20 protein-coding genes, 1 tRNA gene and 1 riboswitch are annotated in these 19,388 nt (G+C 59.6%); of the genes, 13 read left to right on the plus strand and 8 right to left on the minus strand.

Translation table 11 applies throughout. The features are described 5' to 3' along the window. The first annotated feature begins 51 nt into the window (after positions 1–51). The 3 genes from NW870_RS07160 (at position 52) to NW870_RS07170 (ending at position 3,367) form a co-directional block, all read left to right on the plus strand. Positions 52–627 carry an ureidoglycolate lyase gene (locus tag NW870_RS07160; protein ID WP_414374622.1) on the plus strand — a complete coding sequence of 192 codons (576 nt, stop codon included), beginning with the start codon at positions 52–54 and terminating at the stop codon, positions 625–627. Positions 628–1,204: 577 nt separating this feature from the next. Beyond that, positions 1,205–2,320, plus strand: coding sequence for a cell division protein FtsZ (gene ftsZ, locus NW870_RS07165; protein ID WP_414374624.1), 1,116 nt, complete (start codon positions 1,205–1,207; stop codon positions 2,318–2,320). Positions 2,321–2,389: 69 nt separating this feature from the next. Then, positions 2,390–3,367 (plus strand): D-alanine--D-alanine ligase, encoded by a 978-nt coding sequence (locus NW870_RS07170; RefSeq protein WP_414374626.1) that lies wholly within the window; start codon positions 2,390–2,392, stop codon positions 3,365–3,367. A 44-nt stretch (positions 3,368–3,411) separates the two neighbouring features. On the opposite strand, the gene NW870_RS07175 is transcribed toward NW870_RS07170, so the two are convergent. Next, entirely contained in the window at positions 3,412–3,909 is a 498-nt protein-coding gene (locus NW870_RS07175; protein WP_414374628.1) for a hypothetical protein, read from the minus strand. Positions 3,910–4,079: 170 nt separating this feature from the next. On the opposite strand from NW870_RS07175, the gene bchM reads away from it, so the two are divergent. After that, positions 4,080–4,745 carry a magnesium protoporphyrin IX methyltransferase gene (gene bchM, locus NW870_RS07180; RefSeq protein ID WP_414343655.1) on the plus strand — a complete coding sequence of 222 codons (666 nt, stop codon included), beginning with the start codon at positions 4,080–4,082 and terminating at the stop codon, positions 4,743–4,745. A gap of 140 nt (positions 4,746–4,885) precedes the next feature. Here the strand turns inward: bchM and NW870_RS07185 are convergent, their stop codons facing one another. From NW870_RS07185 to NW870_RS07200, 4 genes are all read right to left on the minus strand, one after another. Further along, complete coding sequence (locus NW870_RS07185; protein WP_414374629.1) at positions 4,886–5,614, minus strand: HEAT repeat domain-containing protein; 729 nt, start codon at positions 5,612–5,614, stop codon at positions 4,886–4,888. Between the two features lie 106 nt (positions 5,615–5,720). After that, positions 5,721–6,491 (minus strand): peptidylprolyl isomerase, encoded by a 771-nt coding sequence (locus NW870_RS07190; protein WP_011433685.1) that lies wholly within the window; start codon positions 6,489–6,491, stop codon positions 5,721–5,723. 76 nt (positions 6,492–6,567) lie between these two features. Further along, entirely contained in the window at positions 6,568–7,323 is a 756-nt protein-coding gene (locus NW870_RS07195) for a hypothetical protein (protein WP_414374631.1), read from the minus strand. 82 nt (positions 7,324–7,405) lie between these two features. Next, positions 7,406–8,359, minus strand: coding sequence for a DUF1517 domain-containing protein (locus tag NW870_RS07200; protein WP_238376757.1), 954 nt, complete (start codon positions 8,357–8,359; stop codon positions 7,406–7,408). A 214-nt stretch (positions 8,360–8,573) separates the two neighbouring features. Between NW870_RS07200 and NW870_RS07205 the strand changes: the two genes are divergently transcribed. The 3 genes from NW870_RS07205 (at position 8,574) to nusB (ending at position 12,600) form a co-directional block, all read left to right on the plus strand. Beyond that, on the plus strand, positions 8,574–9,434 hold the full coding sequence (locus NW870_RS07205) for a Cof-type HAD-IIB family hydrolase (protein ID WP_414374632.1): 861 nt from the start codon (positions 8,574–8,576) through the stop codon (positions 9,432–9,434). 11 nt (positions 9,435–9,445) lie between these two features. Continuing rightward, positions 9,446–11,605, plus strand: coding sequence for an ATP-dependent helicase (locus NW870_RS07210; RefSeq protein WP_414374633.1), 2,160 nt, complete (start codon positions 9,446–9,448; stop codon positions 11,603–11,605). A 119-nt stretch (positions 11,606–11,724) separates the two neighbouring features. Further along, positions 11,725–12,600 (plus strand): transcription antitermination factor NusB, encoded by an 876-nt coding sequence (nusB, locus tag NW870_RS07215; protein ID WP_414331399.1) that lies wholly within the window; start codon positions 11,725–11,727, stop codon positions 12,598–12,600. Positions 12,601–12,605: 5 nt separating this feature from the next. Here the strand turns inward: nusB and NW870_RS07220 are convergent, their stop codons facing one another. Both NW870_RS07220 and NW870_RS07225 read right to left on the minus strand, forming a co-directional pair. Next, positions 12,606–13,049: a DUF29 domain-containing protein gene (locus NW870_RS07220; RefSeq protein ID WP_414331397.1), complete on the minus strand. Its 444-nt coding sequence runs from the start codon at positions 13,047–13,049 to the stop codon at positions 12,606–12,608. 143 nt (positions 13,050–13,192) lie between these two features. Continuing rightward, a tRNA-Gly gene (locus NW870_RS07225) sits at positions 13,193–13,264 on the minus strand. 233 nt (positions 13,265–13,497) lie between these two features. On the opposite strand from NW870_RS07225, the gene ssuE reads away from it, so the two are divergent. From ssuE to NW870_RS07255, 6 genes are all read left to right on the plus strand, one after another. Then, entirely contained in the window at positions 13,498–14,025 is a 528-nt protein-coding gene (gene ssuE, locus NW870_RS07230) for an NADPH-dependent FMN reductase (protein WP_414331394.1), read from the plus strand. Between the two features lie 232 nt (positions 14,026–14,257). Continuing rightward, positions 14,258–14,339, plus strand: a riboswitch (Glutamine riboswitch). Between the two features lie 79 nt (positions 14,340–14,418). Beyond that, the gene (locus NW870_RS07235; RefSeq protein WP_414374634.1) at positions 14,419–14,592 is read left to right on the plus strand and encodes a DUF4278 domain-containing protein; all 174 of its coding nucleotides are present in this window, start codon (positions 14,419–14,421) and stop codon (positions 14,590–14,592) included. Between the two features lie 289 nt (positions 14,593–14,881). After that, complete coding sequence (gene secG, locus NW870_RS07240; protein ID WP_011433676.1) at positions 14,882–15,121, plus strand: preprotein translocase subunit SecG; 240 nt, start codon at positions 14,882–14,884, stop codon at positions 15,119–15,121. Between the two features lie 12 nt (positions 15,122–15,133). After that, a complete protein-coding gene (locus tag NW870_RS07245; protein ID WP_414374635.1) occupies positions 15,134–15,787 on the plus strand; it encodes a YqiA/YcfP family alpha/beta fold hydrolase in 654 nt (217 codons plus the stop codon). A 66-nt stretch (positions 15,788–15,853) separates the two neighbouring features. Then, positions 15,854–16,588 (plus strand): HAD family hydrolase, encoded by a 735-nt coding sequence (locus NW870_RS07250; protein ID WP_414343669.1) that lies wholly within the window; start codon positions 15,854–15,856, stop codon positions 16,586–16,588. 37 nt (positions 16,589–16,625) lie between these two features. Continuing rightward, positions 16,626–18,269, plus strand: coding sequence for a gamma-glutamyltransferase family protein (locus NW870_RS07255; RefSeq protein ID WP_414374637.1), 1,644 nt, complete (start codon positions 16,626–16,628; stop codon positions 18,267–18,269). Between the two features lie 5 nt (positions 18,270–18,274). Here the strand turns inward: NW870_RS07255 and fabG are convergent, their stop codons facing one another. Then, complete coding sequence (fabG, locus tag NW870_RS07260; protein ID WP_414374638.1) at positions 18,275–19,036, minus strand: 3-oxoacyl-[acyl-carrier-protein] reductase; 762 nt, start codon at positions 19,034–19,036, stop codon at positions 18,275–18,277. Positions 19,037–19,388 lie beyond the last annotated feature (352 nt).

Below are 19,388 nucleotides of genomic sequence, written 5' to 3' on the forward strand. Positions count from 1 at the left end.
CTGACTCCAATCCAATTGACCCCAGTCCAAGAAAGAGCGAGGATGCCAACCATGAGTACGACTGCAACTGCCACCACCGTTGTCCGGGTGCCGATTGTGGATGCCACCCCGGAAAATGTGCAACCCTTCGGCCAACTTTTGGGGGACGATGTGACCAATCCTGGCCTGGGGATCCCCTTTTATCAGGAGCGTGTCCTGGAAGGACAAAACATCGACTTTCAGTACACCGGTAGAGCTGTTATCCGTACCGCCAAGATCCTGCCCGGCTATCCACCTGTGCTCTGGCTAGAGCGCCACATGCGTATGACCCAGTTGTTCGTCGGTCTGGGGCAAGAGCCGTTCATCATGGTGATGGCTCCTCCCAACCATCCCCAAGAAGCTCCCGATCTCGACAAAGTACAAGCCCTGCGATTCCCTGCCGGGCATGGGCTGCTGCTGCACCTCGGCACGTGGCACGATTTCCCCATTGCCTGCGAGCGCCCCGTTGTGGTGCTAACCGCCAACTCCGAAGAAGTGGTGGAAGCCCTGGCCAGCATGGAAGATGCCCACGAAATGAATCAGGGAGATGTATTCAAAATTTCCCTCCCCCAACGGCTAAAAGCGGAGATCCACCTAGAGCTGGTCTGAATGCAAGTCCGGATCCCTGAATCTCTACAGGATGCCAAAGCCTCAGTTCTACAAAGTGGCGCTCTATCAGCCTTTGGCTGGATAGCGAACTCTTCGCCTTAACTGGGCCTTAACTAGGGCCAGACTCTTGTACCGAAACCTCCCTTTGGACCCTTCTTCCCCTGCAAGGGTCTAAGTATTCGAGAACACCTATTCTTACACACAAAAGCTTCGAGACAAGTTCAGAGAGAAATGCCTCTAGGCAAGAAAGGCTACCTGAGATTCTGCCGACAGGCGTCTTTAGGAGGGCCGTATTCAGCGGGAAGATTCACAAACGTCGGCAGCGTTGGCATCTGGAGGGAGTTGCTCTATATTAAATCAGCTAGCATATTCGATATTTGCCAGAATTTAAGTTATTGTGAGAGCTGACATGCCATCCAATTGGTCAGACATCCATCCTCTCAATCCTGGGCAAGGGTTGGGTTCAGCCCAGTCTGCGCCTTCCCATTGGAATGAGCGCCACAGGGGAGAAGGCTCTCATGCCGAGTATGAGAGGAACGGATCTCAGACCAGAGCGGCGGATCGTCCAGAGGAGATCATGCCGAGCAATGCCGCAAAGATTAAGGTTGTAGGCGTGGGGGGTGGGGGTGGCAACGCGGTCAGTCGGATGGCGGCCAGTAACCTCGTGGGCGTCGAGTTTTGGAGCGTCAATACCGATGCGCAGGCCCTTGCCCAGTCCTCGGCAGTGAACCGCTTGCAAATTGGGCAGAAGCTGACTCGAGGCTTGGGTGCAGGTGGTAACCCGGCTATTGGCCAGAAAGCGGCAGAAGAATCCAGCGAAGAAATAGCAGCAGCCATCAAAGGGGCAGATCTGGTCTTCATTGCCGCCGGCATGGGGGGAGGCACGGGCACGGGTGGAGCACCCGTCATCGCCCAAATTGCCAAAGCCAGTGGTGCCCTGACGGTGGGAGTGGTGACACGGCCTTTTTCCTTTGAGGGCAAACGCCGCAGCAAGCAGGCCGAGGAAGGGATCCAAGCGCTGCGGGAGGCAGTTGATACCCTGATTGTAATTCCCAATGACAAGTTGCTTTCGGTGATCTCCGAGCAAACCCCTGTCCAAGAGGCTTTTCGCGTTGCTGATGATGTGCTGCGGCAGGGGGTGCAGGGCATCTCGGATATCATTCTCATCCCCGGCATGATCAACGTGGATTTTGCCGATGTGCGCAGCGTGATGGCCGATGCCGGCTCTGCCTTGATGGGAATTGGCATGGGATCCGGCAAGTCCCGCGCCCGCGAGGCTGCCATTACCGCTGTATCTTCGCCGCTTTTGGAAACCTCCATCGAAGGGGCCAAAGGTGTCCTCTTCAACATTACCGGTGGGCCGGATTTGTCCTTGCATGAAGTCACGGTGGCTGCCGAGATCATCGCCGAGGCAGTGGATCCCGAGGCCAACATCATCTTCGGCACCGTCCAAGACGAGCGCATGCAGGGGGAAGTGCGCATCACGGTCATCGCCACCGGTTTCCAAGAGAAAGCCCATCCAGCCGCCATCCCTGCTGCAACCAAAGTTTCTGCCTCCAACAAGTCAGGGGTTCGTAAGCCCACCCCCACGAGCCCTGAGCTGCCGCCTCGACAGCCCCCGGAGCCTGAGCCTCCGATGTCGGGTGGCTTGGATATTCCCGACTTTTTGCGCCGCCGGCGGCCCCCTTCGTAGAGTAGAGTGAAGGAATGCCGGTATCTTGGTGCCGGTTGTCAAGGGTGGGGAGTGCTTCGGGGTTAAGCCATGAACATTGTTGTCTTGGCGGGGGGGCGTTCGGCAGAACGTCAAGTTTCTTGGGTAACGGGTAAAGCCTGCAAGCGAGCTTTGGAGGATTTGGGCCACCGGGTGAAGGTGATCGACCCAGAGGAGGATCTGCCGCTGCGCCTTTGGCAGGAACGGCAAGCCGGCTGCGATTTCGTTTGGATTGCCCTGCATGGCCCCGGCGGCGAGGATGGGGTGGTACAGGGGATGCTGGACTGGCTGGGCCTGCCTTACCAAGGATCCGGGCCGCTGGCCAGTGCCCTGGCCATGGATAAGCTGGTCTCCAAGCAGATCTTTCGCGCCGCGGGGATCCCTACCCCCGATTGGCGGGTTTGGGACGACCAAAGCCCCCTCACTTGGGCTGACTGTGCGGCAGAGTTGGGATCCCCACTGGTGATTAAGCCCAGCAACAACGGCTCGACGGTGGGCATCAGCATTGTCCGGGATGAGAGGTCATTTGCTCAGGGGCTGGAGTTGGCCCGCTCAGTCTCGTCGCGGATTTTTCTGGAGCGCTATGTTCCCGGAAAGGAGATCACCCTCTCGATCTTGTCCGGCCAAGTTCTTCCGGCCATTGAGATCATCCCTGCCCAAGGCGACTTCTACGACTACGAAGCCAAGTACGCACCCGGTGGCTCGCGGCATTTGATCCCCTGTTCCCTCAGCCCGGCAGGGTTGGCCCGCTGTGAGGCTGCAGGTCTGAAGGCCTACCAGGCGTTGGGGTGCGAAGGCTTGGCGCGGGTGGATCTGCGGGTGGATCCCGAGGAAAATCCTTGGGTGTTGGAGGTGAATACACTGCCCGGCATGACCCCCACTTCCCTCTGTCCCGATGCGGCGGCAGCTCTGGGGTGGACGTTCACCGAGTTGGTGGAGCGAATGCTGCAGGATGCCTTGCAAAAAGCCCAATTGACCGGATCCCGGCATCCTCAAAGTTCATCGGCGACTCTCGGCAACGCTCCCTGAGGCTTTTCCTAAGACAAGAGCCTCTACCCCAGGTTTTTGCTCTCTCAGAGAAGGGCAACCAGCAAAAGAACTACCCCAGCTCCGACAATCAGTACAGCTCCCCCCAGCCACACCCAGGAGATGCGGGATCCGCGGCCTTTGTCGGTTTTCCCGACAGGATTCTCCGGCGCGGGTTCAGGCTTTGAGTTGACCGAATCCGGGGCAACAACTGTCAGATCCTGCAGTAGGCGATCGCCTTTTTTTTCCAACAGAACTGTGGTTTCTTCTGAGGCCAGCAGCGGGTTCAACAAGGGGGCCGTTTGCTCCCACTCGTATTCAGAATGTCCCGACTCACGCCCGTACACCGTGACCTGCTCTAAGCCGGGCAAGCCCAACGCCCTGAGCTCCACCCGCACCCGCTCCGTGAGATGGGGGTAGTCCACTCGAGCCAGGGGGGGCCGATTCAGGAGAACGTGTAGATGACCTTGGCGGCGTTTGACCGCAATTCTGACCGGGGCAGCCAACCGAGCCTGCAACGCTTGGGCAATCTCAGCTTCGGTCATGGTGCAGCATCCAAGGCATGCGAGTTAATTCTAATACAATCCTAGAGCAACCGTGCAGAGGGCTACGGGGGCTCGGGGTAGAATGAGATGCGCATGGGCGAAGAAATGCCGGGTCTCGACAGAGCAGGGCGTTCCTCTTTTCTCTCGCCGGATCCCTAGCTGGAAGTTCTATGCAAGAGAAAACCATTGTCCGCGATTACTTCAACTCCGTTGGCTTCGAGCGCTGGCGGCGCATTTATGGTGAAGAAGAAGTCAATTTCGTCCAAAAAGACATCCGCCTTGGCCATGCCCGCACGGTAGAGACGGTGTTGCAGTGGTTGGGGGATCCCTCGGGTTTACGCATTTGTGATGCCGGATGCGGGGTGGGCAGCCTCAGTTTGCCCTTGGCCACCAGAGGGGCGCAGGTGTTCGCCAGCGACATCTCGGAACAAATGGTGAACGAAGCACGCCGCCGCCAGCAAATGGAGTTGGGATCCACAGACAACCCACACTTTTGGGTCTCGGATCTGGAGGAATTGACGGGGGAATACGATGTCGTCATCTGCCTCGATGTGATGATCCACTACCCTGAAGCCGAGGCCCTGCGCATGCTAAAGCACCTGACCCGCCTGGCTCGGTCCCGCCTGATCTTCAGTTTTGCCCCCAAAACCCCCTGGCTGACGCTGCTGAAGAAAGTGGGAGAGTTCTTCCCCGGCCCCAGCAAAACCACCCGCGCCTATCAACACCGAGAGGCGACCTTGGTGAGCCAATTAACCGAATGGGGCTGGAAAGTGCAGCAGCGACAAACCATTCGCAGCCGCTTCTACTTTGCTTGGCTCCTCGATCTGGTTCGGTGACACTCGATCTGGTTCGTTAAACGGGAATGAAACATTTTCGTCTAGCTCCCCTCTCCCTCTGGCAGCGAGGCTGGGAGTAGGGGCAGCAGCGTGGAATGCTTGGGGAGTGTCTCAATCTAGTTTAAAAATGACTATAACGATCAGCTGAGGTTATCCAGTTGCTCCAGCAAATCGGGATCCGCCAACTTTTGTAGGGCAAGCCGCGCGTCATCCCGCACCCCCCAATCGGGATCGCGACTGGCGCTGGTCAGCAATTGCCTTGTTAGCATCGTGTAAACAATGGGATCCTCGAGAGCCAGTTTCACCTGTTGCCCCAGGATCCCTAAGCTCCAGGCACAGTTGCCGCGTACCGCTGCGATTGGATCTTGAGCCAAGCCCCGGCAGAGAGCTGCGGCCACCTCATGCAATGCCGGGCCAGGCAACGCCTGCGCCTGGGCCAGTTGTCCGAGGGCACTGGCAGCCCACAATCGCACTGCCGCGATATCCCCGGCCAACACTTCCAGCAACACCGGGTACGCCCGCGGATCCTTGGCATTGCCCAACGCCCACACCAAGCCTTTGCGCACATAGCCGTTCCAATCCCAGCGCAAGCCCTCGATCAGCACCTCCACCTCAGCGGGATCCGGATTCCGACCTAGGGCATAGGCTGCTCCCACCCGCACCAACGGGCAGGGATCCCGGACTAGGGCCAGCAGGGGTTTAACGGCGCGGGGTTCTTCGATCTCACAGAAGGCGCGGGCCGCCTGCATCCGCAAATAGGGATCCGGATCCTGCAACTGCTGCAGCATCAGCTCCACATCCACCTCCGGCGGTGAGTGAGGTGGCAGCTCGTCTAGGGGCTCAAGGGGGGAAAAAGCGTCTTCTTGCATGAAAGGGTGCCCAGGTGTTGGCGGAGGGGACGAGGGCAAAACTTGCCCTTCCTCAAGGCAAAAGCCAGAGCCACAACAACCAAACCAGCAGCAGAGTTGCTGCCCATCATAAACTGCCGGGATCCTCCATCTGATCTGCTCTTTCCGGTTGGGATCCCGGCACCCTAAGCAAGTCCGCTCCTTCCAACACCCGCGCCGAGCGGATCACATCTCCCACCTGGATGCGCTCCACCCACTCCATCCCCTCGGTGACGTAGCCGAACACGGCATAGCGCCCGTCCAAAATCGGCAGAGCAGAGAGGGTGATGTAAAACTGGGAAGAGGCTGAGTCAAGTGGGCTAGAACGGGCCATGGCCACCGCCCCCAAACGATGGGGCAAGAGCAACTTACTCAGAGCAGCGGGATCCTGGATCAAGGTGTTGTAGCGGGGGTAGGGTTCCCCACGCAGCTGAATTTCCAGGGGGATGGTGCGCAGGCGGTTGCTCCCCGGCTCTGTTGCACCCCCTGTACCGTCACCACGGGGATCCCCACCCTGCACCACAAAAGGCTGCGGATCCTTTTCCACCCGATGGAAGGTGAGGCCATTGTAAAAGCCCCGCTGAACCAAATCCACGAACTGGCCGCCGGTCAGGGGTGCCGCTTCCCCGTGGATCGCCAAGATCACCTTGCCTACCCCCTCAGCAGTTTGCACCTCCATCTCCACCACTGCCTTCCCTTGCAGTTGCGGGCGGCTAGCATAGGCCGCCGGGATCCCAGAGGGGGATTCTGAGAGGGGGGGTGTACTGCGACAAGCCAACAGCCCGAGACAGAGGTATCCCAGAACTAAGCCCACTCCCACTCTGCAGCGGCTCATTCGCCCCAGCTTGGCGAATTTCATCTGCCCCTTCTCCTTCAATCCAATCTCCCACCCTCCAGGCGCTGCTCAACCCAGCAGGGATCCCTATCCAGGTGATTCAGATCCGCTGCGACAGCCCCAACTGCAAGGTAACGCTTTGAGCGCCATTGCTCACCCTCACACCGTAGGGGCTGATGGCGGTAACCCGCCACTCTGCTTTTACCGCATGGCCAACAGCCACCTGCCGCACCACGTTGTCGATCAAGATCAGAGCCTTGGGGGCACCTGGATCGTGGATCAATCCCACCAGCTTCATCTGCGGCACAGGCTGGGGTGGGATCCGCGCTGGCACCGGAGGCGCAGGTACCCTAGGGGGAGAGGGAAGACCAGCCCCTCTTGAAGCAAGAGGAGCGGCAACAGTCGGCGGTTTTGCCGGTTCGACCAAGACAGCCTTTGCAGAATCCTCAGGTGGAGCTTTGGGGTTTTCATCCACATCAGCAGCAGTGGGAAGCAAGGGCTCCTGGTGAGCATCGGAATGGGAAGAATTGGGTGCCTCAGCCAAGGGATCCCGAGTGGCCTGCGAAAAAACCACCGCCCGCGGGCGCAGGGTCATCCAAAAAGCCAGCCCTGCCACCAAGGTAGCGGCCAAAGCCATACCCAGCAGTAATCCTCCGGCAGCAGAGAAGCGCCGGGAAGGCAGTGGGGGCCGTGTGCCGAGGTAAGGATATTCGCCGGCTTCTGACAGCCCCTCTTCCAAGCTGTTCTCCAAATCCTCGAACAGCTCATCCAACAGAGAATCTGCCTGCTTGACTTGGCCAGACCATGCCCAAGGGGAACGACGGCCTCTGCCCGCTGAAGCATCCAACCCGGACATACAACCTCCCTAGCCTGAACGGCGGGGATCCCGAGGAGTTGAGACACTCAGCCAACAGTTGCCGTCTATCGCCCAAAGGCTCTCAAAGGAGCCGCATTTCCGGGTACTCGGTCAACAGCGCCTCTGCCGACAGGGTGTCTCCCTCCAACTGCGGCGTCCACAGCACTTCGATGGCCACAATCCGATCTGCCGGAATCGAAGCCAGCTGCAACAGGCACTGCCGCAGATCCGCCATGGAGTTAACTACAGGTAGTGTACCCAAGTTACCACGATACGCAACCAGTAGAGTTACCAGCAGGTACTCGCCAACATCTGGGATCCCAGCAGCAGATCGCTGCAGCGCCGCTTGGGAGACTTGTTGGATCTGGTTGTTGCGGTTGCTGAGGCTTTCGACGCTGAACTTGCTCCGTTCTTGTAAAGAGGCTTGATAGAACAGGGATTCGGCGCGGGAGAGGGGCAGCTTCTCCGCTTGGGCATGGCCATAGGCCCAGTAGTCGCTGTAGCGCATCAAGCCAAGGGTGACCTCTTGCAACAGTTGGCTCAGCCCTTCTGGCGACTGAGTATCCGCCTCCAGAGCCAGGGCGTTCATGTCTTTTTGCAGTTGCCGGGCGCTGGCCAGCAGTCCCACTTTTACCTGCGCAACAGTTACCTGGGGATCGCGAACCCCAATGCTATCGTCCCCTTCTTCGGATCTGATCCCCGAGCGCAGCGTCTGCACCAAAAAGCTACCTGCCCCAACCAAGAGCAGCAGCGTCAGCAGGCCGCCACCCCCCCCTCCCCAGAAAAAGGGCACCAGCAGCGGAAAACCAAAGCCGCCTCCATAGCTGGGGTAGACAGGAGCTGAGTAGTGCGGGCCAATCGAGCGGGGGGCAGAGAACGTCGGAGACCGGAAAGATCCGCCGCCAATGCGACCGCCACTGCGTGCCCAAACAGCGCCTATGGGAGCCAGGGCCAAGGTCAAGGCCAGGGCAATAGCCAGCAGAGGCCGGCAGACGCGACCGATTCGTTTCAGCATGATCACAATGTTTTCGTCCATCACGGGGCTAGTCTTTACTTAATTCTACGCTTTCTCGTTGGCGGGAATAGGGGCGGAAACCGATCCCCCACCCGGCCATCTCACTTGTTCAATTCTTCTGTGTTGATTCTTTGTGTACTGATTTGTGTACTGAGCCGGCCAATGACCGTCAACCAATCGAGGCAGAGCCATGCTACGGTCTGGAAGGTTGCCAGGAGGAGGGCAAACAACAGCAATGCAAACTCAGGCTAACGTCCAAGCCGAGGAAAGAGAGCGGGCATCTTCTCCACCCCGTGCCCAGATTCGGCTGTTGGTGGTGGATATCGATGGCACGATTGCCGGGCCTTCCAACCAGGTTTCAGAGCCGGTTCGGGAGGCCATTCAGAAGGCCAAAGCAGCAGGGGTGCGAGTAGCCATCGCTACGGGTCGCATGCATCGTTCTGCCGAGCGGTTCCACTACGCGATTGGGGCCGATATGCCCCTATGCAGCTACCAGGGGGCTTTAATTCGGGATCCCGATAGCCAAAAGACCCTAAAGCACTGGAGCCTGGACTGGCCGCTGGCCGAGGAGTTGTTGCAAGCGTTGCAGGATCAGCCGGTGGGGGTTCACCTCTACATCGATGACCAGCTCTACTTACGGGAGCTGAGCCCTCTCAGTCAGGCCTATGCTGAGCGCTCTCAGGTGCCGTTCCAGATGTTCTCTTCCGCCCAATACGGACGAAGCCCCACCAAGATCCTGGCTGTTTCTGAGGATACCGAGTTCCTGCAGGAATTGCAGGGATCCCTGCGGCGGCGGTATTCCCCTGAGCAGCTCTATCTCACCCGTTCGGAGCCAATTTTTCTGGAGGCTACCCATCCGGCGGTGAACAAGGGCAATGCCGTTCGTTTTTTGGCCGAGGAAATGCTGGGGTTGTCGGCGGAGCAGGTGATGGCCATTGGCGATGGCGACAACGACATTGAGATGCTGCGGTATGCGGGGATCGGGGTGGCGATGGGAAATGCCTCGCCAGCTCTCTTGCCCCATGCCGATTGGATTGCCCCTCCTGTGGCAGAAGACGGGGTGGCGGCAGCCATCGAGACCTTCATCCTCAGCTAGGCAGGGATCCCATGCTGGGTCTGGCTTCTTCTCCCTTTCCTGAGGTCACCCTGCGTCCGGCGCAGCAACAGGCGTTGGCCTACCAATCGGGGCCGCTGGGGATCGCCGCCGTTCCGGGGAGCGGCAAGACCTTTATTCTGGAGCTGTTGATCGCCGATTTAATTCTCAATCGGGGGATCCCACCGGAGCGCATCGGGGTGTTCACCTACATGCGTTCGGCGCGGGGCAACTTGATCAGCCGCATCAATCAACGTTTGCAACGGGCGGGGTATCCGGATCGCTTTACCCAGGCCTTTACCCTGCATTCTTTGTCGTTGCGGGTGTTGCGGGAGGCCCCCAGCCGTTGGGAGGAGCTGTCTATTTTGGAGGGATACGAACAGGAGCGGTTGCTCAGCCGCCTGTGCCGCGCTTGGCTCGTCCGCCATACTCAGCTCTGGGAGCCGCTGATCCCCGGCGACAACAACCCGCAAAAGATCGCCCAAAACCGAGCCCAGTTCCGGCGCAGTTTCCAGCAGATGGTGCAGGTGGTCATCAGCAGGGCCAAGAATCTGCGCCTGGGGCCAGAAGTGATCCCCAGCGAGGGCTATCTGGGCTGGGCTGCTCCCATCTACGCCGGTTATCAAGCGGAATTGCGTCGCCTGGGCAAGTTAGACTACGACGACCTGGGCTGGCAAGCAGTGGATTTGATCGAGGGCAGTCCGGAGCTGCGGGAGCAGGTGCAGAACTGGTACGACTACCTGTTCGAGGATGAGGCCCAAGACAGTTCCCCCCTGCAGGAAGAGCTGCTGCGGCTGCTCAGCCAACGCACCGGCAACCTGGTGCGGGTGGGGGATCCCAACCAGAGCATCATGGGCACCTTTACCAGCGCCGAGCCGCGGCTGTTTCGCGCCTTTTGCCAGGCCAGTCCTCAGGTGGTGCTCTTGGATGAATCCAGCCGCAGCGCCCCCCAGATCATCGCTTTGGCCAACCGCCTGGTGGAGTGGGTGAATCAGCAGCACCCCATCCCGGCTTTGCGCACCGCTCTGGCCCCCCAGCCCATTCAACTGGCCACCTCCGGTGGCCAAAACCCCCCGGCCAGCGAGGGTGGTGTGGACTTTCTGCGGGTCGTCGGATCCCCGGAGGAGGAGCTGCAACAGGTAGCGCGGCAGGCCATTGCAGCCACCCAAGCTTTTCCCGGCCAAACGGTGGCCATTCTGGTCACCACCAACGAAATGGGGGGCAAGGCCCTCAGCTATCTCCAGGAAATGGGAGCGGAGCGGGTGATCGATCTGTTGCGGGGCAGTCCCAGTCAGCGGCGGGTGTTGTTGCAGCTCAAGGGAATCATCGACTGGTTTGCCCAGCCCACTGCCCCCACTCGCTTGGCTGCTGCTGTGGATTGCTTGGCGGATTGGGCGGGGATCCCACGTGCTGAACTGGGACCGATGTTGAGCTGGATCCGCGCCTCTCTGCCGGAGCGGCTGCTATTTCCCAACTTTGGTGAGGCTCCCGCTCTGCCCGATGGCCCGCCTTGGCAGAACTTGGGCAGGCTGCTGCGCACCCTTGCCGGTTGGCTCCGGGCCGGGCGCTCCCCTTGGCCGGAGGTGCTGAATGTGATCGTTCAAAGCCTCTACCGCAAGCCGGAAGAGCTGTTTGTGGGTCGCTATGTAATCGATCAGCTGGAGCAGGTGCTGGGATCCCTGCCCGAAACCGATTGGCAGGAGATCGCCCAAGAATTTCAAGTGATTCTGGATCACCGCCTCAACAACTTGCCTTCGGAGATCTTCGCCTTCGACCCCGAGCCGGGCAGCATCACTGTCACGACTCTGCATCGGGCCAAGGGGCTGGAATGGGATCAGGTGTTCATCCCCCAGGTGTCGGCCTACGAGTTTCCCACCCAGTACGGGGAGCGAACCCTGGGGCTGAAGTTTTTGGATGAAGTGGATATGCAGGCAGAGGCCCTGGCTCAGTTGCGACAGCTCAGCCCCAAAGGCGGCTGGGAGCTGCAGGCCGACTCGGCCACCAAGCAAGCCTTTTTGGATTTGGCAGCAGAGCGATTGCGGCTGCTGTATGTGGGCATCACCCGCAGCAAACGACGGCTCACCCTCTCGGTATCCAGCCAATCTCGCTTTGGCACAGAGCAGAGTTCATCTTTGGTGTTTCGGGTGTTAAGTCGCAGTTTTAGGGCCGGTTGACCGGGTGAGTCTCTCGTTCTTCATGGATTGGCAACCTGCTAGCATGGCTAAGCCCGATAGCGCTTGCGCGCCGCCTTGCGGCAATGGGGCAGTCTTTCAGAAGCTATGGATATTCTGCAATGCAACCTCGGCGTATTGCCCGCGAACTGGCCCTGCTGGGGGTCAATCAACTGCCAGCCACGGCGGCCAAACTGAGCGAAAAACAACTGGAGGACTTGCTGCTGGCAGCCATCCGCGCCCTGAGTGAAGAGACCCATGAAACCCTCTCCACAGCGGCGGCGGAAATCCAGCGCAGCGACCGTTTGTTGCACGAGAGCGATCCTCTATTGTTGGCCGATTCGGATCCCAAGGAAGAGGGTGGATCCCGCTCCGTCACCCTCCGCCTTCAGCAGGCCCAACGACACCTGCAGCGCCTGGAAATCACTCTGAAGGAGGCGGACGTTCCTGACCCCAATGCCTTACGGGGGGAATTGCTGGAGCTAATCCAGCAGGTGCAAGTGGCCCTCGGCAACGCCGGCCAAGCCTTAGAACACCTGGAACAGCGGCTGCACAGCGTCCGCCACATCTTGGATGAGGTTGTCCAGTTGTCCCAAAGAGCAGTCAACCGGGTGGGCGTTGCCCTGTCCATGCCGGAACTGTTGTACATTGCCCAATCCCAAGAAGTGCGCGCCTACGCTTTGCAACTGTTAACTGCCCTGCGAACCCACAAGGAGGCGATTGATGCTCGTTTGCAAAAGGCTTTGGTGGGTTGGCAATTGCAGCGGGTTGGTCGGATCGAACGAGATATCCTGCGCCTGGCGGTGGTGGAGATGGAAATACTGGCCAGCAGCCCCGTGAAGGTTGCCATCAACGAAGCTGTAGAATTGGCCAAAAAATACGGGGATCCTGAGGCCGCCGCTTTCGTCAACGGAGTGCTGCGACGGGTAGTGGACAGCCAGATGGAGACCCACCGGGGTCGGGATCCCTCCCTCCCTGGTTCTGGTTCCGGGGGCTGAGCAGATCACTGGGGATCTTCCTTGCCAGGATAAAAGTCGGGATCCATCACCTGCTCAAATGTGTAGGGACACTGGGCAGGCAGATCTGCTTCAGACAATGGTGTTTCTCTCACCACCAACAGGATCCCGTCCTGGTGAGCCTCTTGCAGGGCTGCCGAAAGATCGGGCTTGAGGCTGGGACTGTCTTTGAGCAATCGCTGGATCTGGCGGCGTTGTTCAGTAATCGTTGCCCGCCAACTTTTGCCTCGCAGGTGGGGTTGCAATTGCCACTTCAGCAAATGCCCTACCAGGATCCCCAGCCGGTGCAGCAATTCCCGGCGTTCTTGCCTGCCCAAAGCCTCGATTTCCTCCACCAAGTTGGCGATATCCAGTTGATCCCACTGCCCCGATTTCAGCAGTGCGGCTTGCTTTTGCGTCCAGGCATAGAAGTCGTACTCGTAAAGTTGCATGCTTCATTGCCTAACTGGGCACTGGCCAAGGAGATCTTACTGACCCCGAACTACCCCTTTTTACCTTGAGCTCATTGATTTCCCGGACTAGGCCAAGCCCGAGAATGCTTGCGGAAAGCGGGTTTTGCGGGTTGGCTGGGAGAAGCGGGCGATGAGACTCGAACTCACGACATCCAGCTTGGGAAGCTAGCGTTCTACCACTGAACTACGCCCGCGTAAATCAATCTCAAGTTTAGCAAGCTGAAACCCTTGCTGAATCTAACCTATCACGTTCCCGACCCCTTGAGTAGGTGGGGAGTCGGGGGGCATATTTTGCCCGCAATTTGACCAGCAGGGAATGACGTCGAGAGACAAAGCTATCGTGCATGCTGGGGCAGGGCGAGAGTGGGTTAATCATCTTTCACATGGGATCCCTGGTACAACTGAGGCAGTATTCTGTCTGCGGCCTATGTCCAGCATCCTCCTGCTCTCCGGTAGTCCCAGCACTCCTTCTCGCTCAGAAGCCGTTTTACATCACGCTGCCGGGATCCTGTCCGATCTGGGATTGACCACTCAGTTTGTTTCGGTGCGGGATTTGCCCCCAGAGGATCTGGCACTGGCCAAGTTCGATAGCCCTCAACTCAAGGCAATTCAGCAAAAGGTGGCCCAAGCTACCGGGATCGTCATCTCTGCTCCCGTTTACAAAGCCTCCTATCCAGGTGTGTTGAAGGCACTGCTGGATTTGCTGGATCAGGACGCCTTTACCGGTAAAGTGATTCTCCCCATTGCCACCGGGGGAACCCTGGCCCATCTGCTGTCCATCGACTTTGCGATGAAACCTGTGCTGGCGGTGATGGGGGCAACCCACATCCTGAGAGGGGTTTATATCCTGAGTTCTCAAATTCAGTTGGACGCTGCCGGAACACTACAGCTAGAGGCCGACATCGAGGAACGTCTGCGAGCAGGGCTGCAGGCACTTGCGCAGGCGGTGAAATAGAAGAAATCAGAATTTTGCGGAGACTGGCCGAATACGGGATTGGTGCCCTGGGCCCGGAACCGGTTGCGGCAATCTATTCCGAAAAGTGCATAGGTGATTGCCCAGTCAGGCCCGAGAAGCCGCGGAAGAGCCGACGGCAAGGGATCCCTTTTGCGGGTATGGCCGGATTAAATTTCTATAAATCCCCCAAAAAACCTGCAAAACCGTAAGTTATGATACAGACATAGGATAAATCGTTCATCTCTGCAGTTGGCTCACCAGTGGCCTGGAGCTGTGCAGAGACGGAAGTAGGGGTCTTCCCGAAGGAACGCGCCTCAACTGAATCGCGCCACTCTTTCCGTGGCGTAGGGCCCAACGACAACAAACTCAACCCTTCGTTGATGGAGGCGATATATGAAACTCTCTTTCCGTGGCAACACCTTTGACTACGTTCCCGCGCATACTCAGCTCAGTGATGAGGAGTTGCAAGCTCAGTATCGCGGTCAAACCTTCTGGGCGCATCACACCAGCAAGAAAGCGATGCCTCACCCTCATCAGCCCCTGACCTACCGGGGCGTAAGCTACTGAGGTGAATACTGTTTGCCCTTGTAGGTGAGGTGGGGATCCACTGGAGATCTCCATAGAGATTCGGAAAAGACCGAGCGGCCCCGTTTGGGGTCGTTTTTTGAGGCAAAGCAACACCCCCAGAAGGAGCAGCACCCGTTCCACCTGAGAAGCAAGTAGATGGGTCTGGGCCTGCCGAGTTGAGTTTGAACGAGTTGAGTTTGAAATGGGAGCGATGCCGAGGCAGGGTGCGCTAAGATGAGGTTCCAAGCGATAATGGCCTTAGCAACTTGCCCTACAGGGATCCGCTGCGATGGAAGCGTTTTTCGAGTTTCTCTGGTCGGCTTCGGCCATCTTGCTGGTGATCTTGGTGCTGCTGCACAGCCCTAAGGGGGATGGGTTGGCGGGCATTGGCGGGCAGGCCCAGCTGTTCTCCAGCTCCAAGAGTGCTGAGCAAAACCTCAACCGCATCACCTGGACGGTAGCGACCCTTTTCCTCTCCATCAGCGTGGTGTTGGGGGCGGGCTGGCTCTCGGCAGCCACAGGGCCATAGGGATCCCTTTCCGTGTTGGCGATTTACCTGCATGGATTCGGCTCTGGGCCGCAGTCGGCCAAGGCAACTTTCTTTCGGCAGCGGCTGCAGCAGGTGGGGATCCCTGCTCAGGTGCCCGATCTGAACCAGGACAATTTTGCCCAGCTCACCTTGACCCGCCAGATCCAGCAGGTTTCCAGCCAGCTTGCCGAGATGAACTACCCCCCTGTCACCCTCATCGGCTCTAGCTTGGGGGGCCTGGTGGCTGCTTGGGTTGCCGAACGACAACCTTGCGTGCAGCGCTTGGTGCTCTTGGCGCCGGCTTTTGGCTTTTTAGGCCATTGGCTGCCGCGGCTGGGGGCAGAGGCGGTGGAGACTTGGCAGCGAACCGGACAACTCATGGTGTTTCACTACGGAGAAGGCCGTCCTCTCCCTTTGGAGTACGGCTTTGTTGCCGATGCCCAACGCTACCCGGATGGGGCGTTGCGACGGCCTGTGCCCACCTTGATTGTGCATGGGATCCAAGATGAAACCATCCCCATTCAAGCCAGTCGAGACTATGTGGCCCGTCGCCCCTGGGCCCAACTGGTGGCGGTGGAGAGTGACCACGCCCTGACGGATGTGTTGGATCCCATCTGGCAGATCACCAGCCGCTTCTGCGGGTGGGGGATGGAGACGGGGCAGTAGGGTTGTTAAGAGGATCCCTGTCCCGTGCTTGCCCATTCGCGAAAGCGTCGCGTAGCGATAATGTCTATGCAATCCAAAGTGCTGTGCCTACAACAGGGGAAGGCTGACGTGACTGCCGGCTTGCTCTTCGATATGGACGGGGTGATTGTGGATTCGGAACCAATCCATGCCCGCGCCGGGGCCATTGCCCTGCAACGCTGCCACCTATCCCTGGATTTGGCCCCCATCTCCCTGCAGTTCAAGGGGCGCACCGACCGCGACATGTTCGAGTACCTTGTCCAACACCAGACGGACACCCCACCTGCAGAACGGCCCCTGCTGGTGCAGCGCTTGATCGAGGAAAAGGCCAAGGCTTTTGGCGAGCTGCTGGCAGAGGTACCCCTGGTGCCGGGGGTGCTGGAGTTTTTGGCGGCCAGCCGCCAGCGCTTTTCTGCCCTGGCCGTCACCACTTCGGCCATCCGCCGGGATCAAGCGCAGATTTTCCAGCGCTTCGACCTGCACCGCTGGTTTGACGCGGTGATTACCGCCGAAGACATTCAGCGGGCCAAGCCCGACCCAGAGCCTTACCTGAAAACGGCTGCCGCTGTGGGGTTGGATCCGGCGTTGTGTTGGGTGATTGAAGATTCTACCCATGGGATCCGCGCCGCTAAGGGGGCTGGCTGTTTTGCGGTGGGCCTCACCACGGCTTTCACCGCCGAGGAACTGCGCCACGCCGGGGCAGATGTGGTGGTGGACAGCTTTGCGGAGTTGGCCGCACTCCTGTTCGCGAGAGCGTCGCGTAGCGATAACCTGCCTGTGTAGGGAGCCCAGCCCATTCGCGAGAGCGTCGCGTAGCGATATGCCAGCACCCACTTTTTTGCGGCAGGCCCTGGATCGCTATCCGTTTGCTTCGCGGCGACGGGTGGTGATGGGCAGACAGGGATCCGTGGCCACCAGCCAACCTTTGGCGGCAATGGCGGGCATGGAGATGTTCTGGGCGGGCGGCAATGCTGTGGATGCAGCCGTGGCAATGGCGGTGGCTTTGACGGTGGTGGAGCCAACCTCCAATGGCATTGGCGGCGATGCCTTTGCTCTGGTGTGGGAGGGGGGGGAGGAGGGTCGGCTGTACGGGTTGAATGCTTCCGGTCGCAGCCCAGCCGCCCTGACGCCGGAGCGGTACCGGGACCATGGGCGGATCCCCCCCTACGATTGGTTAGCGGTGACGGTGCCGGGGGCAGTTTCCGCTTGGCAGACCTTGCACCGGCGCTGGGGAAAGCTGCCGTTCGAGCGTCTGTTTGTGCCTGCCCTTCGTCTGGCGCAAGAGGGATTTCCGGTCTCTCCCCGGGTGGCCCAACTGTGGCAGGCGGCGGAGTCCATCTATTTGCCCCTGCCAGATCCCCGCCACGAGGCCTTCAAGGCCGTTTTCTTTCCCCAAGGGCGTGCCCCACGGGCTGGGGAGCGCTGGAGCAGCCCCCTGCATGCCCAAACCCTGAAGGCCATTGCCCACAGCGGGGGTGAGAGTTTTTACCGGGGGGAGCTGGCGGAGAAGTTGCTGGCTTTCTCGGAGGCCACGGGCGGCTTCCTGTCCCCCGCCGACTTGGCCCAGCACCGGGCCGATTGGGTGGAACCCATCCATACAGATTACCGCGGCTACACCGTCTGGGAGATCCCCCCCAACGGGCAGGGCATTGCCGCTTTGATGGCGCTCAACCTTTTGGAGGGTTTTGAGCTGGGTCGGATCTCCTACGATGCCGGCGAGCGCTATCACCTGCAGATTGAGGCAATGAAGCTGGCCTTTGCCGATGTGAGCCGACAGGTGGCGGATCCGGAGTATGTGCGGGTCAGTCCTGCCCAGATGCTGGATAAGGCTTATGCACAGCGGCGGCGGCAGTTGATCGGGAGGGAGGCGATCCCCCTGGCCCAGCCAGGGCTGCCGGAGGGGGGAACGGTTTACCTGGCTGCAGCCGATAGGGAGTTGATGGTGTCTTTGATTCAGTCGAATTTCGATGGCTTCGGCAGTGGTCTGCTGGTTCCGGGCACGGGCATTGCTCTCCACAACCGCGGCACGGGTTTCACCCTGGAGCCCGGCCATCCCAACCAGGTGGGCCCCCGCAAGCGCCCCTACCACACGATCATCCCCGCTTTTCTATCCAGAGAAGGGATCCCTCTCGGCCCTTTTGGTGTGATGGGAGGGACGATGCAGCCCCAAGGCCATGTGCAGGTGGTGGTGAACTTGGTGGATTACGGCCTAAACCCCCAAGCGGCCCTGGATGCGCCCCGCTGGCGAGTGCTGTGGGATCAGGGGATCCCGCAGGTGGCGCTGGAGAGCACGGTGCCGCCCCAGGTGGTGCGCGAACTCTCCGCCCGCGGCCATGCAGTGCAGGTGGTGGAGGCAGAAGAGGATTACGGTCTTTTTGGCCGGGGACAGATCCTCTTGCGGGATGGGGATCACTTCATTGCGGCTTCCGAACCCCGTGCCGATGGCCTAGCCCTGGCGTGGTAGAGTGCCTAGCTCATCACCATGCCGCCATCGATGGCGAAAACCTGTCCTGTGATGTAGGCCGCCGCCGGATCTGCCGCCAAAAAACGCACCAGCCCTGCCACTTCTGCTGGGGATCCCAGCCGCCCCAGGGGGATCTGCGCCAAAATCGGGCCGGGATCCAGCTTTTCGGTCATTTGGGTGGTGATGAACCCCGGTGCTACGGCGTTGACGGTGATGTTGCGACTGGCCAGCTCCCGGGCTGCCGTCTTGGTGAGGCCCACCACCCCTGCTTTGGCGGCGCTGTAGTTGGCCTGGCCGGTATTGCCCACCAAGCCCACCACCGAGGTGATGTTGATGATGCGCCCCTGGCGCTGCTTTACCATGATTTTGGCGGCTGCCTTTAGGCAGAGAAAGACCCCCGTCAGGTTGAGATCCAGCACCGCCTGCCAATCTTCCGGCTTCATGCGCAGCAGCAGGGTGTCGCGGGCCATGCCGGCATTGTTCACCAGCACATCCACCCGACCCCACCGCTCCATCACCTGGGCAAACAGGCTCTCCACCGCCTCTGGGCAAGACACATCGGCGGCCACAGGGATCCCTTCTCCCCCCAGGGCCGCGATCTCCTCCACCAGGGACTCGGCTTCGGCAGCGGAGCGGGCGTAGTTGATCGCCACTTTTGCTCCAATGGCCCCCAGGTGCAGGGCAATCGCCCGGCCAATGCCCCGGCTGGCTCCGGTGACCACAGCCACCCGGTCTTGGAGGGAAGGCAAAGGGAGAAGCTCAGACATAAGCGGCAGGTTCCTCGTGATTCGGACAGCGTGATTAGGACAGCCGCAACAGTATAGGATGCTTTGGGGCCGTCTGGCTGCCACGGACTTCCCTGCGATCGCTTGCGCTGCGTCCCTCATAACCGCCGTTCGCGCTACTTGGATGGAGTCCTTCGGCATAGGCAGGAGGGATCCCACGGCTCTGTGCAGTCACCCTGCCCGCAAGATGTGTTGACGGACGGATTCCCAGACCAACGGGCGAGCAGAGCCGGACTATGATCAAAGGCTAGGCTGCAGCAGAGCATGACTCTAGTCAATAATAAGCTCAACTATACTGAAAATAATGTATAATATGTTCAGTACGGATTACTAC

The organism is Synechococcus sp. R50.1 (assembly GCF_047462115.1).
Lineage (GTDB): Bacteria > Cyanobacteriota > Cyanobacteriia > Thermostichales > Thermostichaceae > Thermostichus.

Coding starts and splice junctions, on each gene's coding strand:
- NW870_RS07160 (WP_414374622.1), top strand. CDS start 52: ATGAGTACGACTGCAACTGCCACCACCGTTGTCCGGGTGCCGATTGTG.
- ftsZ (WP_414374624.1), top strand. CDS start 1,205: ATGCCGAGCAATGCCGCAAAGATTAAGGTTGTAGGCGTGGGGGGTGGG.
- NW870_RS07170 (WP_414374626.1), top strand. CDS start 2,390: ATGAACATTGTTGTCTTGGCGGGGGGGCGTTCGGCAGAACGTCAAGTT.
- NW870_RS07175 (WP_414374628.1), bottom strand. CDS start 3,909: ATGACCGAAGCTGAGATTGCCCAAGCGTTGCAGGCTCGGTTGGCTGCC.
- bchM (WP_414343655.1), top strand. CDS start 4,080: ATGCAAGAGAAAACCATTGTCCGCGATTACTTCAACTCCGTTGGCTTC.
- NW870_RS07185 (WP_414374629.1), bottom strand. CDS start 5,614: ATGCAAGAAGACGCTTTTTCCCCCCTTGAGCCCCTAGACGAGCTGCCA.
- NW870_RS07190 (WP_011433685.1), bottom strand. CDS start 6,491: ATGAAATTCGCCAAGCTGGGGCGAATGAGCCGCTGCAGAGTGGGAGTG.
- NW870_RS07195 (WP_414374631.1), bottom strand. CDS start 7,323: ATGTCCGGGTTGGATGCTTCAGCGGGCAGAGGCCGTCGTTCCCCTTGG.
- NW870_RS07200 (WP_238376757.1), bottom strand. CDS start 8,359: ATGGACGAAAACATTGTGATCATGCTGAAACGAATCGGTCGCGTCTGC.
- NW870_RS07205 (WP_414374632.1), top strand. CDS start 8,574: ATGCAAACTCAGGCTAACGTCCAAGCCGAGGAAAGAGAGCGGGCATCT.
- NW870_RS07210 (WP_414374633.1), top strand. CDS start 9,446: ATGCTGGGTCTGGCTTCTTCTCCCTTTCCTGAGGTCACCCTGCGTCCG.
- nusB (WP_414331399.1), top strand. CDS start 11,725: ATGCAACCTCGGCGTATTGCCCGCGAACTGGCCCTGCTGGGGGTCAAT.
- NW870_RS07220 (WP_414331397.1), bottom strand. CDS start 13,049: ATGCAACTTTACGAGTACGACTTCTATGCCTGGACGCAAAAGCAAGCC.
- ssuE (WP_414331394.1), top strand. CDS start 13,498: ATGTCCAGCATCCTCCTGCTCTCCGGTAGTCCCAGCACTCCTTCTCGC.
- NW870_RS07235 (WP_414374634.1), top strand. CDS start 14,419: ATGAAACTCTCTTTCCGTGGCAACACCTTTGACTACGTTCCCGCGCAT.
- secG (WP_011433676.1), top strand. CDS start 14,882: ATGGAAGCGTTTTTCGAGTTTCTCTGGTCGGCTTCGGCCATCTTGCTG.
- NW870_RS07250 (WP_414343669.1), top strand. CDS start 15,854: ATGCAATCCAAAGTGCTGTGCCTACAACAGGGGAAGGCTGACGTGACT.
- NW870_RS07255 (WP_414374637.1), top strand. CDS start 16,626: ATGCCAGCACCCACTTTTTTGCGGCAGGCCCTGGATCGCTATCCGTTT.
- fabG (WP_414374638.1), bottom strand. CDS start 19,036: ATGTCTGAGCTTCTCCCTTTGCCTTCCCTCCAAGACCGGGTGGCTGTG.